At 46.2% G+C, this 13,122-nt stretch carries 12 protein-coding genes; 4 read left to right on the top strand and 8 right to left on the bottom strand.

Going from position 1 to position 13,122, the window contains the following annotated elements:
* Window positions 1-83: 83 nt before the first annotated feature.
* On the bottom strand, window positions 84-668 hold the full coding sequence (locus ACFI32_RS11580) for a hypothetical protein (RefSeq protein ID WP_462626747.1): 585 nt from the start codon (window positions 666-668) through the stop codon (window positions 84-86).
* A gap of 324 nt (window positions 669-992) precedes the next feature.
* On the opposite strand from ACFI32_RS11580, the gene argA reads away from it, so the two are divergent.
* Window positions 993-2,315 carry an amino-acid N-acetyltransferase gene (argA, locus tag ACFI32_RS11575; protein WP_462626746.1) on the top strand — a complete coding sequence of 441 codons (1,323 nt, stop codon included), beginning with the start codon at window positions 993-995 and terminating at the stop codon, window positions 2,313-2,315.
* Window positions 2,316-2,433: 118 nt separating this feature from the next.
* On the opposite strand, the gene ACFI32_RS11570 is transcribed toward argA, so the two are convergent.
* On the bottom strand, window positions 2,434-3,165 hold the full coding sequence (locus tag ACFI32_RS11570; RefSeq protein ID WP_462626745.1) for an FKBP-type peptidyl-prolyl cis-trans isomerase: 732 nt from the start codon (window positions 3,163-3,165) through the stop codon (window positions 2,434-2,436).
* 461 nt (window positions 3,166-3,626) lie between these two features.
* Between ACFI32_RS11570 and ACFI32_RS11565 the strand changes: the two genes are divergently transcribed.
* A complete protein-coding gene (locus ACFI32_RS11565; protein ID WP_462626744.1) occupies window positions 3,627-5,333 on the top strand; it encodes a mechanosensitive ion channel in 1,707 nt (568 codons plus the stop codon).
* Window positions 5,334-5,490: 157 nt separating this feature from the next.
* Here ACFI32_RS11565 and ACFI32_RS11560 read toward each other — a convergent pair whose 3' ends face one another.
* Window positions 5,491-6,864: a hypothetical protein gene (locus ACFI32_RS11560; RefSeq protein ID WP_462626743.1), complete on the bottom strand. Its 1,374-nt coding sequence runs from the start codon at window positions 6,862-6,864 to the stop codon at window positions 5,491-5,493.
* 193 nt (window positions 6,865-7,057) lie between these two features.
* Between ACFI32_RS11560 and budC the strand changes: the two genes are divergently transcribed.
* The gene (budC, locus tag ACFI32_RS11555) at window positions 7,058-7,840 is read left to right on the top strand and encodes a meso-2,3-butanediol dehydrogenase (RefSeq protein WP_462626742.1); all 783 of its coding nucleotides are present in this window, start codon (window positions 7,058-7,060) and stop codon (window positions 7,838-7,840) included.
* Between the two features lie 39 nt (window positions 7,841-7,879).
* Here the strand turns inward: budC and ACFI32_RS11550 are convergent, their stop codons facing one another.
* From ACFI32_RS11550 to ACFI32_RS11535, 4 genes are all read right to left on the bottom strand, one after another.
* Window positions 7,880-8,590, bottom strand: a complete 711-nt coding sequence (locus ACFI32_RS11550) for a lysophospholipid acyltransferase family protein (RefSeq protein ID WP_462626804.1) — start codon at window positions 8,588-8,590, stop codon at window positions 7,880-7,882.
* A 114-nt stretch (window positions 8,591-8,704) separates the two neighbouring features.
* On the bottom strand, window positions 8,705-10,594 hold the full coding sequence (gene parE / locus ACFI32_RS11545) for a DNA topoisomerase IV subunit B (protein WP_462626741.1): 1,890 nt from the start codon (window positions 10,592-10,594) through the stop codon (window positions 8,705-8,707).
* Window positions 10,595-10,704: 110 nt separating this feature from the next.
* Window positions 10,705-11,352 (bottom strand): YqiA/YcfP family alpha/beta fold hydrolase, encoded by a 648-nt coding sequence (locus ACFI32_RS11540; protein ID WP_462626740.1) that lies wholly within the window; start codon window positions 11,350-11,352, stop codon window positions 10,705-10,707.
* A 149-nt stretch (window positions 11,353-11,501) separates the two neighbouring features.
* The gene (locus ACFI32_RS11535) at window positions 11,502-11,657 is read right to left on the bottom strand and encodes a hypothetical protein (protein ID WP_462626739.1); all 156 of its coding nucleotides are present in this window, start codon (window positions 11,655-11,657) and stop codon (window positions 11,502-11,504) included.
* Between ACFI32_RS11535 and ACFI32_RS11530 the strand changes: the two genes are divergently transcribed.
* Window positions 11,622-11,795 (top strand): hypothetical protein, encoded by a 174-nt coding sequence (locus ACFI32_RS11530; protein WP_462626803.1) that lies wholly within the window; start codon window positions 11,622-11,624, stop codon window positions 11,793-11,795. The two genes, ACFI32_RS11535 and ACFI32_RS11530, sit on opposite strands and share 36 nt — an antisense overlap.
* A gap of 150 nt (window positions 11,796-11,945) precedes the next feature.
* Here ACFI32_RS11530 and ACFI32_RS11525 read toward each other — a convergent pair whose 3' ends face one another.
* Window positions 11,946-13,028, bottom strand: coding sequence for a hypothetical protein (locus tag ACFI32_RS11525; protein ID WP_462626738.1), 1,083 nt, complete (start codon window positions 13,026-13,028; stop codon window positions 11,946-11,948).
* Window positions 13,029-13,122: the final 94 nt, after the last annotated feature.

The raw sequence follows: 13,122 nt of genomic DNA, 5'->3' as shown, positions 1-13,122 counted from the left end.
CTGAGCTGCTTTTAACTGACGGACATAAAAAAAGCATACCAAAAGGTATGCTTTTTTATGCGCTCATAAACGTCAGTAACGGTTTATTTTACTTTCGCACGATACTTAACCATTACCGTATCATTTAAGCCAATACCTTCTAGATCCCAACGCACTGCTTGATAATATTTCAAAGGAATTTCTTGCGTTTTGCCATCAATCTTACCGCGTAGTGGCATACGGGCAAAGCGCTCGCCATCCACGCTACCATAAGGGAAGTCTGGTGACACGCCACCAAGCAGCTCAACCTGCTCAGGGATCGAAATCGTTACCGTCATTTTGCGCACACGATCACTGTTGGTATTGGTAAAAAAGCCCTGATATTCAAGCACATTGCCTGACTGCAACCGCGTGTTGGCAGTCACAGGTACCAGCGTCTCTTCACCATTCGCATCGACACTGACCAATGAGGCAGTGATTTTGCTATTGACAGCTTGCGCTGATGGCATGCTGTTGCCATTTGATGCTTGCATCGCGGCGCTGTTGTCCAGCGCAGGCTCTGGCGTTGGTAGCATCGCGGAGGCTTGTGTGACTGCCATCACCCCAACGAGCGTGCCTGCAACGACGTGAAACAAACGATGACCAGTCCAGGCGGCAAACGGATTGGCAAAATGGTTGCTTTTTTTCATGGTGTTTATTATTCCTAGTTAATGTATCGGTAAAACGGTACTCACTCAAACCTATGACGCGAACGCATCATGTGGCAAGGCAATCATGGCAGTGGTGATCAAGACATACATAACACAATAGCACTTAGCATAACAAAAAGTATTTAACCCGACACTAACCCCGTGTTGCGGTTATGTATATCGTAGCGCTGCATAAATAGTATGCCGATCACTCAAATAAAAGATAGCTCATACTGATGTTTTTTGCTATGGTAAATCTTTAGTATTCGACAACTTTTTGTCACCTCTCTTTTTCTCTTTCTACGATTATTTATTACGCCTACTATGACTACTAGCGCCATGCCACAGATAAACCCTGAATACGTCCATTGGTTCCGTAATTCTGCGCCCTACATCAACACGCATCGCGGCAAAACGTTCGTGATCATGTTCGGCGGCGAAGCGGTCAACCACCCCAACTTTAGCACTTTGATTCACGATTTTGCCTTGCTGCACAGCCTAGGTATCAAGCTGGTGTTGGTACATGGGGCTCGACCACAAATCGAAAAAAACCTCAAAGAAGCCGATATCGCCTCACCGCTGCATCAAGACATTCGTATCACGCCGCGCATCGCCATGCCTGCTATCCTACAAGCCGTAGGCGCGATTCGCTTGCAAATCGAAGCGCAGCTGTCGATGGGTCTGGCCAACTCACCCATGTATGGCTCACGCATTGATGCCGTATCTGGCAACTTTGTCACCGCACGTCCTTACGGCGTACGCGATGGCGTTGATTACCAAATGACGGGCGAAGTGCGCTCTATCGACGTTGATGCCATCAAAAACAACCTACTACACAATCATATCGTGATTTTGGGTTCTATGGGCTATTCAGCCACTGGCGAGGTCTTTAACCTATTGGCAGAAGACGTGGCACTCAGCGCAGCCGTTGAGTTGGGCGCTGACAAGCTGATTTTCTTAGGCGAAGAAGCAGGCATCAATGATGGCGATCGCCTCCTTCACGAAATGATTCCCAATGAAGTCGATCGTTTCTTACGTGGTCGCGACCTCAACTGCGAGCTGAACTACTTCTTAAACTGTGCCAGCAGCGCCTGCCGCCAAGGTGTGCACCGCACCCATATCATCTCTTACGCCAAAGACGGCGCGTTATTAGAAGAGCTGTTCACCCGTGATGGCTCAGGAACGCTTATCAGCCACGACCCATATGAAGAGATTCGCCGTGCCAATATCGATGACGTGGTCGGCTTGGTAGAGCTATTGACCCCGCTTGAAGAGCAAGGCATTTTGGTCAGTCGTTCACGTGAACGCTTAGAGCAAGAAATCGATAACTATAGCGTCATCGAGCGCGATGGCATGATTTTGGGCTGTGCCGCACTGCATACGCTAGATGATCAATCCGCCGAAGTCGCTTGCGTTGCTGTACGCCCAGAATATCGCAATGGTAGCCGCGGTACTGATTTGCTGGCTTTTTTAGAACAGCAGGCGCGTAGCCACGGCCTATATAAGCTGTTTGTCTTGACCACCCGCACTGCGCATTGGTTTGTTGAGCAAGGTTTTGCCGAAGTGGATGCCTCATCTTTGCCTGAGCCGCGCCAAGAGCAGTACCACAATGGCCGCAACTCTAAGGTATTCCAGAAAAATCTGTAATAAGCGATTCAAACAATACCTAAGTACCATTCATAAAAAAGCCCTGACATTATATGTCAGGGCTTTTTTAATCTGTGCCAGCAGCGCGTCATGTCACTGATGGCTCATTATGTATGTGTTATTTAACTTCAAGCAGCTCAACAGTAAAGATCAAGGTGCTGTTTGGCTCGATACCTGCGTTGCCCGCTTCGCCATAAGCAATGTCAGCTGGGATATAAAATTCGTATTTGCCGCCTTCTTTCATCAGTTGCACGCCTTCAGTCCAACCTGCGATGACTTGGTTCAATGGAAACTCGATAGGCTGACCGCGCTCATATGAGCTGTCAAACACAGTACCGTCTAGCAACTTGCCTTCATAGTTCACTTCTACCACATCAGTGGCTTTTGGCGACTTGCCTATCCCTTCTTTCAGTACTTTATACTGTAGGCCAGATTCGGTTTCTTGTACGCCTTCTTTTTTCGCATTTTCTGCTAAGAATGCTTCACCTTTGGTTTTATTTTCTTCCGCTTTGGCTTGCATCTCTTTAGCAAAATTTTCTTCTTGCTCTTTTTGATAATCTGTCAATACTTTCTGCATTTGTTCTTGCGTCAATGCTGCATCATTACCTTCGTAACCGTCACGGAAACCTTTTTCAAAGGTATCAAGGTTCAAGTCTTTGATGGCTTCTTTATTGCCTTCAGCCATCATAAAACCCAAACTGTAGCCGACTTTTTCAGGAGCCGTGCTTTGCTCAGTGATCGCCACAGTAGAAGCAGCCGATTCTTGGTTGCCATTGTTAGTGCTACAGCCTGTTGCTAAAAGCATCGCACCAGTTAAGGCACTGACGGTCAAAGTAGTGATTTTTTTCATAGAGTACTCTCAAGTTGTCAAAATAGTGGCGAGATGTCACGTGGATGACATCATACCAAATCTTGGTTTTTTGAGCTACGATTGCGATGAAATTATCGGGCTAATGTACGATCTTTGTTAATATTTACTATTAAATTAACAACTTATCACACAATTATGGTTTCAGGTTAAGCTTTCTGTCTTTAATCTAAAGGATATATCCGCTAAGCTAAAAACAGCTCAGTCAACAAACACCAAGCGTAAGTATTTTATAATGTCGTGTCCAATCATCAACAGTAACGTCATAAGTACCTAACTGGTAGGTTATCATCGTCTGATTGCGGCATATATTCATCTATAAAATCGTCCGCTTTTTATGACCACAATAAAACTCGTCACAATTAAGCCGTACTCCATGATAACCACCACTACACACGTAGCATGGCACATCGCTTGATTAGAGTAGGACAGGATGAACGCTCATGGATACCACTGATGGATTCTTAGACGGACCGTTCGGGTCGGTTATTGGCGCTTTTTTTATTTTATTAATTGGTTTTTTGATCGCGCTTGGACTCAAAATTCTGATACGTAAAGTACTTGCCAAAATTAACCTAAACCAGCGCATGAACACCTCTACAGGTAAAAACCACGATATTGAAAATATCATTGCTAACGTTGTGTTTTGGTTTATCCTAGTGATTGCCATTTCAGGCACGCTCAACCAACTTAACCTCAATTCTATTTCAGCACCATTTGCCAATATGGTAAACCAAGTGATGCTCTTTATTCCTAATTTTGTTGGCGCTATCGCCATCGGTATCGTCGGTTGGGTGGTCGCCACCGCAGCCCGCACCGCGATCAACACGGCACTATCAAAAACCTCAATAGATGAACGCCTCAGCACTCAAGCGGGCATCAAGCCCATGAGCGGTACCATCGCCGATATGGTGTATTGGTTTATTCTATTGGTTGTACTGACCATTGCGCTTGGTAAAGTCGGTCTTGATGGCTTGTTTGCGCCGCTCACCCACATGGTGAATGACATCCTAAACGCGGTGCCTAACCTCTTAAAAGCAGGCTTGGTCTTTGTAGTTGGCTATGTGATTGCCAAGGTTGTACGCGGCATCGTTACCAACTTGGTCTCTACATTTAACGTACAAGGCCTTGCCTCTAAAGCAGGTTTAAGCGAGCAAAATAGCATCCCCAATATCGCGGGGTCATTGGCATTTTTGGTGGTGATTATTCCCACCATCATCGCGGCATTAGAAGCACTACGCATTGATGTGATTGCCCGTCCTGCGACCAACATGCTCAACAAAATCCTAGAAGCCTTACCAGTCATCTTTACCGCCATCGCCGTTTTGGTAGTGACGTTTTATATTGCACGCTTGGTGGCCAACATCGTCAAAAGCTTGATTGACAATACACAAATCAACCAGTTGCCAGCCAAAGTCGGTTTAGAAGAAACCATGGGTAACCAGAACGTATCAGATTTGGTTGGTCATGCGATCATCTTCTTTGCCATGCTATTTGCCACCGTTGCCGCCGCTGACCTACTTGGTTTTGAGCCGATCTCAGCCATTATCACCATGTTTATCGCCTTTGGTGCCAATATCATCTTGGGCGCGATCATCCTATTTATCGGCTTTTGGCTTGCCAATATCATCGCGGGTGTCGTTGAGCGCTCAGAGCAAGGCTCGCAGTTTCTTGCCAATATCGTTCGCGTCTTAATCATGGGCTTAGTGTTGGCCATGGGGCTAAAAGCCATGGGCATCGCTGACTCTATCGTCAACCTTGCCTTTGGTCTGACCCTTGGCGCCGTTGCCGTTGCCTTTGCGCTATCGTTCGGTCTCGGTGGTCAAGAAGCTGCCGCCCGCTTTTTGCGCAAAATGCAGGACAAAATGGACGAAGAACGCACGGGGTTAAAAGTAGACACCACACGTCATACCACAACCACTTCAGACACAGCGAATAAGGTTGCTGACTCAGTACGTGACCATACTCCTGACACTAAAGACGCTCCAGATGCGAGTGCTGATGACAACACACGCACCGCTGATGCCTTGAACACCCTTGCCAGCAACAGCACTGCAAGCCATACAGAGCGCCTACATACTGACAACGCCACGCACCCAGCGACTGGCGATGACAATAACAATGTCGATAGCAATCATGACGTAAAATAAGTACCCATCGTTATTGACTGCCCTAAAAAAGACAGCCTAGGCTGTCTTTTTTATATGTGGTTTTTGACTGCTGTCTTGCTGCTTCAGTCACTATCTATAGATTATAGACACGATGTATGAACACCATCTAAAGACAAAACGATGATAAATAGCAACGCTATTTGCGCCGCGCAGGTACAGATAAATTCAGCTGTATGCTTGGCAGCGATTGCACAGCGGTTTGCTTGCCTTCAGTACTTGCCAGCGGTTTCTGCTGATATTGCTGCGTCATCTGTTGTAGCTGCTTGGTCAACTGACGTTCTCTTGGCGTCATGGCAGCAACGGGCTGTATCCAAATGTCCATATCGACAAAGGTCTCATCACCCTCAGTCACAAACTCAATGCCCAGTACCACCACATGATGCAGCTCAGCCAATGGTAAGCGCAGCGCAACGTCAGTGGCTATCTGCTGTAAGCTTGGCTGAATAGCGACTCTACGGTGCTGGCTATCCTCAGCATCCCCATAAAATATCATCACATAATGCCGACCCAAGCTGGTATAAGAATGCTGATGGATCACATAGCCTGCCGCCCTAAGCTCGGCCGATTGTGCAGGATACCGATATAACGTACGTACCAGCTCATGGCGTGAAAACAACGACTCATCAAGCAGCTGCTGCTGCCATAGCCTTGACTGTTCATCGACTGTCTCAGCTGGCACAGTGGCGGTGTCAGTACGTCGGGTGAGCACTTGTGTCATCAGCTGCGTCCACAGCTGCGCGGCTTGCTGCATTTCAACGACATAGCGCGCACCATTTTGTTGTCGCAGTGCCACACTCATATGTACCGCAGCACGGTTTGGCTGTTCTTGCATACCGTATTTTATCAGCGCATTATCGATACTCAGTGCTGGTATCAATAACTGCTCACTGTTTAAAAACTGCTCAAGCAGCGTTTGCTCACGTGCAAATAATGGCTGACCACTGATAATGGATTGTTGCATCTGCTCGCGGTGGTATCGTAAAAACTGCCAGACGTCATCAGGCGTTTGCAGCGCTTGTAGTACCAAATTCCAATCGTACCAGCTAAATACTTGTAACACCGCCTTGTTATCATGCACCTCAATAATCAAATCTTCCAGAAAATAACGCGCGCCAAAGTCATGTGATACACGCGCGGCTAAGGTTTCAGTTGCCGCTGTTTGCGCTGTACCATAACGCTGTATGTCCACGTGACACACATCACAACTAGCCATCTGCATAGCCGCATTTTGGCTGGTATGGCGCTTTTGCCACAGTAGCCCCGCTTTGATCACGCTTTGACGCGCCTGCTCAATGGCTGCCTTATCTGCCTCCATCGCAACCCAGCAGGTGATGTCCAAAACAGACAGCCTGCCACGCGGCAAATCATAGACACGATATGCGGCGCTATAAGGCACTGTCACCGAGGCGGCCAGTACCGTATCCGTAGCCACGTGCTCTGGTTTCAAATACGGTTCAAGTACCGATCGTGTTGACTGGGTATCCAAAAACAGACTCGTTTTCTCAGGCACAGCCTTGATCCTTTATGATTAGCATGATTGGTCAGATACACTGGGCGGCTTTGTATCTCTACTGTTGACATATTGGCAGGTTTATTATCATTGCGCGCGCACATATCGCTTTCGCTGTAATGACTTGTTATGATGACAGCATACGCTACGCACTGATATAAGTTTACCATTACAAGAAATAAGGACAAAACATATGAAACGCTTTAGAGAAAAAACGGTGATTGTCACTGGTGCAGGCTCAGGTATTGGCCGAGCAACCGCTATTCGCTTTGCCAATGAAGGCGCCAGCGTGGTACTGGTCGGCCGCACTGCCAAAACATTGGAGGAGACGACGGAGGAGTTTCCGCAAGATCATACGTGGATTCATACCGACAATTATCTGACCGTCACCTGTGACATCAGCGTCCAAAGCCAAGTCCAAGAAATGGTCGAGCAAGCCGTAGAAAAATTTGGCAAGATTGACGTCTTAGTTAACAATGCTGGCAAAGCGGTTCAAGGTAAAATCACTGACTTGTCCAACACAGATTGGCAAACAGCGCTGGACATCAACTTAAGTGGTACTTTTTATGTCTGTCAGGCTGCCATGCCGCATTTGATAGAAACCAAAGGCAACATCGTCAATGTTTCCTCATTATCGGGTATTGGTGGGGACTGGAACATGCCAGCATACAATGCTGCTAAAGCTGGCGTCACCAACCTGACACGCACATTGGCGCTCGATCATGGCCCTGATGGCGTACGTGTCAATGCCGTTAATCCCAGCGTCACCAAGACCAACATGACCACCGCCATTCAAGACAATGACAGCAAAATCGACAAATTTCTAGCGCGCTGCCCACTGGGACGACTGGCAACTCCTGAAAACATTGCCGCAGCCATTACCTTTTTGGCCAGTGAAGATGCAGCGATGATTACTGGGGTAAATTTACCTGTCGATGGCGGCGTAAATGCCTCCAACGGTCAACCGCAGTTTTGAGCAATGAGCGCCTGAGATAGTGTTACTTTTTAGCAGACACTATCTTTCTTCTGCCTCACGATTCACATCCTGTAGCGGCTGCGACAAGCGCTCAGGGTGCTTTGGCATCACCCCTTTAAACTGCTGATAGATTTTTGGCAAATCCGTGTCGATATCGCCTGTGGGGTATATCGGGGTCAAAAAGCGCATCTCTTTACTTTTATAATCAAGTGCCACTGGCAAGATCGGCACACCTGCCCCCAGTGCCAAATAATAAAACCCTGTCTTCCAGTTCTCGGTATATTGCCGCGTGCCCTCTGGTGCCAAACCCAAAAACAGTGGATCACCCGCTTTAAAGCGATCAATACTCGCTTGTAGCACTGAGCCTTTTTTATCACGATTGACTGGCACTACTCCCATCCAGCGTAGCAACTGCGCAAAAATGGGCACTTTAAACAACGTGTGTTTTCCCATAATACTGATATTCAAATCCAGCGCAAACAACCCCGGCAGGGCGTATACCCCATCAAAATTAGAGGTATGCGGTATTCCTAGCACCACTGCCTGCGAAATATTTGGCACCGTGCCCACCGCTCGCCACCCTAAGCTTTTAAACAAGCAAGCACCAATCGTCGAGGACAACTGGTTGCCACGTCGAGGCACCAGCTTGCCAATATCTTGTTTGCCAAGTGTTGGTAGCTTGGTTCGCTTTTGGGTGCTGCCGATATCAGCAGTATGATCTGGCACGGGATCAGAGCGGCGCTTGGGCATGGACATCATAGTGGTACCATATTGGACAATATCTTCATCATAGCAGCATATGAGGTGGTGTTATCAGTTTTTCTTACCCGTTTATCTAAGTGATGACCACTGCGCAGCCGATCGCTATAGTGGTACATCCGCCAAGTTGCCTTTGTGCTCCAGCCATGATTTACGATCAGCCGAGCGTTTTTTTGCCAGTAGCATGTCCATCACGCTATTGGTCAACACCATATCGTCCATATCAAGCTGCACAAGGCGGCGCGTGTCACGGTTCATGGTTGTCTCACGCAACTGCTCCGCACTCATTTCACCAAGTCCTTTAAAGCGGGTGATTTGCGCTTTTTTATTGCCTGCCACGCCTTTTAAGATATGCTCAAGCTCTGCTTCATCAAGCGCGTAATGGACTTCTTTACCCACATCAATACGATATAGCGGCGGCATCGCCACAAATAAGTGACCGGCATCAACGAGTGCGGGGAAATGTTTGACAAACAGCGCACAGATCAGTGTAGCAATGTGCAAGCCGTCCGAGTCAGCATCGGCTAAAATACAGATTTTATCGTAACGCAGTTCAGACAAGTCATCAGAGGCAGGATCAACCCCGATCGCAATGGCAATATCATGAATCTCTTGGCTGGATAACACCGTATCTGATGACACCTCCCACGTATTCAAAATCTTACCACGTAGCGGCAATATCGCTTGATAGTGACGATCACGCGCCTGTTTGGCGCTGCCCCCTGCCGAATCCCCTTCTACCAAAAACAGCTCAGCACCGTCGCGCAAATCGCCGCGACAATCAGCCAGCTTACCGGGTAGTGCGGGGCCTTGAGTGATTTTTTTACGGGCTACTTTCTTGGCTGATTTCAGGCGTCGACCTGCTTTGTTAATCGCCAACTCAGCGAGCTGGGTGCCAAGCTCCGCATGCTGGTTTAACCACAAGCTAAACGCATCTTTTGCCAAAGTCTGTACCGCACTGGCCGCCTCGCGGCTGGACAATCGCTCTTTGGTCTGGCCTGAGAACTGCGGCTCTGAAAACTTTAGGGACAAGATATAATTCACTCCATCCCACACATCTTCCGCCGTCAGCTTCACATTGCGCGGTAGCAAACTATGAATATCACAAAACTCACGCAGCGCCTCTAGTATGCCCGTACGCAAGCCATTGACATGCGTACCACCCTGCGCCGTTGGAATCAGATTGACATAGCTCTCTTGTATCGGTGTGCCCCCATCAGGCAACCAAGACACCGCAAAGGTCACACCCGCACGCTCACCTTGCGCCGCATCATAATGATAATAAAATGGTGCAGGCGGCAGCGTTTCAAGCCCATCCAACTGCTCGCTTAGATACTCAACTACCCCATCGGCAAACTGCCACACCACTTTTTCATTATTGATTTCATCAACAAACTCAATGGTCAGCCCCGCTGCCAATACCGCTTTGGCTTTTAAATTGTGCTTGAGCTGCTTCACGTTAAATTTAGGTGTGTCAAAAAAGCTACTATCCGCCCAAAAGCGTACTTTCGTACCGCGCTTACGTTTATTCGAGCTGACCGATTCGGTCAATGCCGTGACAGGCGTACCACTCTCAAACGCAATATCAAATTGTGTACTGTCGCGCCATACCGTCACCTCAACCCGTGTTGATAGCGCATTGACCACCGAGATACCCACACCATGCAGGCCACCTGACACCTGATAATTGGAAGTCGAAAACTTACCACCTGCATGCAAACGGGTCAAAATCAGCTCGACGCCTGACTGCCCAAACTCAGGGTGGATATCGGTTGGCATGCCGCGCCCATCATCCTCTACCGATAATGACCCATCACTGTGCAGCTGTACCTTGATGGTTTTGGCATAACCCGCCAACGCCTCATCCACCGAGTTATCAATGACCTCCTGCGCCAAATGATTGGGGCGCGTGGTTTCTGTATACATTCCAGGGCGGCGACGTACAGGTTCAAGCCCTTCTAAGACCTCTAGCGACTGTGCATTATATTGACTCACAAAAGCATCCTTGGATATTCATAAATAATTGATTCTATTGAGCCATTATAACGAAAAATCAGCCAGCTGAGGATAAGCGTCACTTTTTCACGTCATATAATGTCGTTTGCTTATACTTGAGCGAGTTGCTGTACCAGTACCATCACCTGCGGCAAGTGCTCAGCAAAATCGCTGAATCTATGATCCCCGCCTGCTTGTACTGTCACTGATGCACCCTGCTCCTGATAAAAGACCTCGGATAGCTCAGCATCTAACAGCTCATCGCCTGATTTGATCAATGCTGCTACTTTATGTGGATGATTCAGGGTTGAAAGCTGATGATCAGCAAACCACTGCACATCAGCCATCGTCATCTGCCAACCGCCTGCAGTAGTATGCAAAACCGTATCATTCGAGAAGTCCATCTTTTGGTTAAGTTGGGAAGTATCAGCAAAGCGCTGCAAAGTGATGTGCGGTTGCGTACTGGGATTGAGTAGCAACGCGGGACAGCCCGTTTCATTACTGATCAAGGTTGAAAAATAGCCGCCTAATGAACTGCCTATCAATACCGTGCTAGACTGCGGATTATGTTTATTACCAGTATCGTTAAGACCACTAATCAATGCTAACAGCTGCTCGCGGATCTTCTCAGGTGACTTGTTCAGATCGGGGCGCAGCACTGTAATCTCGGGGTGATGACGCTGGCAGTATTGTTCAAGCAATTGGCCTTTGGTAGAGCTAGCATCACTATTTAGACCATGGATATAGATAAGGTTCATGCGGTGTCTCACTGATTTATTATGATTGTCTGATGTGGGCTATTCATATTTAGCATAGCATCCACAAAACCAGAATAATAATAGTAAAACGGCACATTGTTAGTCAGCATTTGCGACATAATAGCGTTTATATATTCGTTTTATGCTAATTAAAAGGATGACGATAATAGCATGGAGCCGCCATGAGTCAATAGTTTGAGCTGTTCGACATTGACAACCTGTGTATCAGTACCTGTCAAAGCAATAAAAGAGGCTATTGCTTTGGTTGCCTGCGTAGTCGAGCCGAGCGCCAACGGTGGCATCATATGACGACAGAGCAGCAACACGAGGTGCTAAGACTTATCGCTGGACGTAAGCTGCGTATTGAGCTTATGCGGCTACGTAAAAACGAGCAGTTGGGATTTGATTTTGAAGAAGAGTTTGAGGTGGGTGAGTTGTTTTGAGAGAAAATAGGTAGAATAAGTAGGTGCTGTAGACAGAAATAAATAAAGGGTAAAATCTTGGATTTAATGAATTTCAGGAAAAAAATTTATTCACAAACCCTATTACAAATTTATTTTTGACAATGTCGAAAATAAATTTGGTAGTAGCTTCTAAAGTCTTCTAACTCCCAATACAACCCTATTCTTTGAATCAACGAGTGTTCTAAGAGAATCATCTCTATAGATTGACCCATTTGAATCATAGCAATCCTTTGTAGTCCATATTGGCCCTGTCAAAGCATTTTTTACTTGCAATGGGGTTGGATCAATTATATCCACCACTTTACTAATATAATGCTCTATACGGACATTAAATTTTGGAAGTACTGCGTACTGACTATTTGCTAGAACAAGTGCACGCTCACATTGGATATTTTTTGACGCGTTGGGATCACTATCATAAGTGTCAATCACTGCCATTACTGCAGTTTGTAATAAACTTACAGGATTATCTTCTCTCGCTAAACCTGAGATTAGATCTACATCTTTGAGATACTTTGATAGACAGATTATTAGCGAACTGTATTCACCTTCGAATACAAAAGGAGTTAGACAATCACCTTCGGATAGCCAAAAGTCGACCTGTCCTTCAGGTATAAGTCCTTCGTAAGGATGCAACGTCCCAAAATTTGGAAGATCAGCCTTAAAATCATCCCATTTTAAACCATGAATGCTTACATGATCTACAGAGTTTGCACCCAGAAAATTATCGTATTCACTAGGTAGGAATACAGTAACTTCTGTTTCTCCAGCGATGTAATGATCCCATGCACAAATCCAAAATACTCTAGTCGTAGCTACTCGAATGTAAAAACCAACTCGACCAATAGCAGCGATTACAATATCCTCAACAGCTAACTTTAAGTTCTCAAGCATTACTTTAACTTGGAGTATGCTTATGACACTATTTGGATCATGTTTAGCAGCATTATATGCAAGCCTTATATTATGAATGAAATCGATTTTATCTTGGCTTATAGAGTGTATTTTTAATTCTTCGACAAATGAGTAAAAATTATTCCTGTTGCTTTTTGCAGGAAATACGTCCCTTTTAAGAAAAAGCTCTGTTGCTGAAGCTATCTTTGAAAGTAAGTCTTTAATATCTGATTCTTCATAACCTTTTATTATATATTTATTCAGCGCACATAAGGCTTCGTCTGTTTCAGTAATCATTGCTTGTCCATAAGTACTCAAATTTCAGCTCCTAACTAAATTATACAAGAATTGATTTTATATAAATTTATATACTCATATCATAAGCCAAAAATCTAAATTCATAAACAGCGCG

The sequence above is a fragment of the Psychrobacter sp. PSi21 genome (genome assembly GCF_054960615.1).
Note: the sequence above shows the minus strand (reverse complement) of the source record. Positions and strands in the feature narration are given on the sequence as shown.

Excerpts from the sequence above, each read along its gene's own strand:
- ACFI32_RS11580 (WP_462626747.1), bottom strand. The coding sequence starts at position 668 with ATGAAAAAAAGCAACCATTTTGCCAATCCGTTTGCCGCCTGGACTGGT.
- argA (WP_462626746.1), top strand. The coding sequence starts at position 993 with ATGACTACTAGCGCCATGCCACAGATAAACCCTGAATACGTCCATTGG.
- ACFI32_RS11570 (WP_462626745.1), bottom strand. The coding sequence starts at position 3,165 with ATGAAAAAAATCACTACTTTGACCGTCAGTGCCTTAACTGGTGCGATG.
- ACFI32_RS11565 (WP_462626744.1), top strand. The coding sequence starts at position 3,627 with ATGGATACCACTGATGGATTCTTAGACGGACCGTTCGGGTCGGTTATT.
- budC (WP_462626742.1), top strand. The coding sequence starts at position 7,058 with ATGAAACGCTTTAGAGAAAAAACGGTGATTGTCACTGGTGCAGGCTCA.
- ACFI32_RS11550 (WP_462626804.1), bottom strand. The coding sequence starts at position 8,590 with ATGCCCAAGCGCCGCTCTGATCCCGTGCCAGATCATACTGCTGATATC.
- ACFI32_RS11540 (WP_462626740.1), bottom strand. The coding sequence starts at position 11,352 with ATGAACCTTATCTATATCCATGGTCTAAATAGTGATGCTAGCTCTACC.
- ACFI32_RS11535 (WP_462626739.1), bottom strand. The coding sequence starts at position 11,657 with ATGATGCCACCGTTGGCGCTCGGCTCGACTACGCAGGCAACCAAAGCA.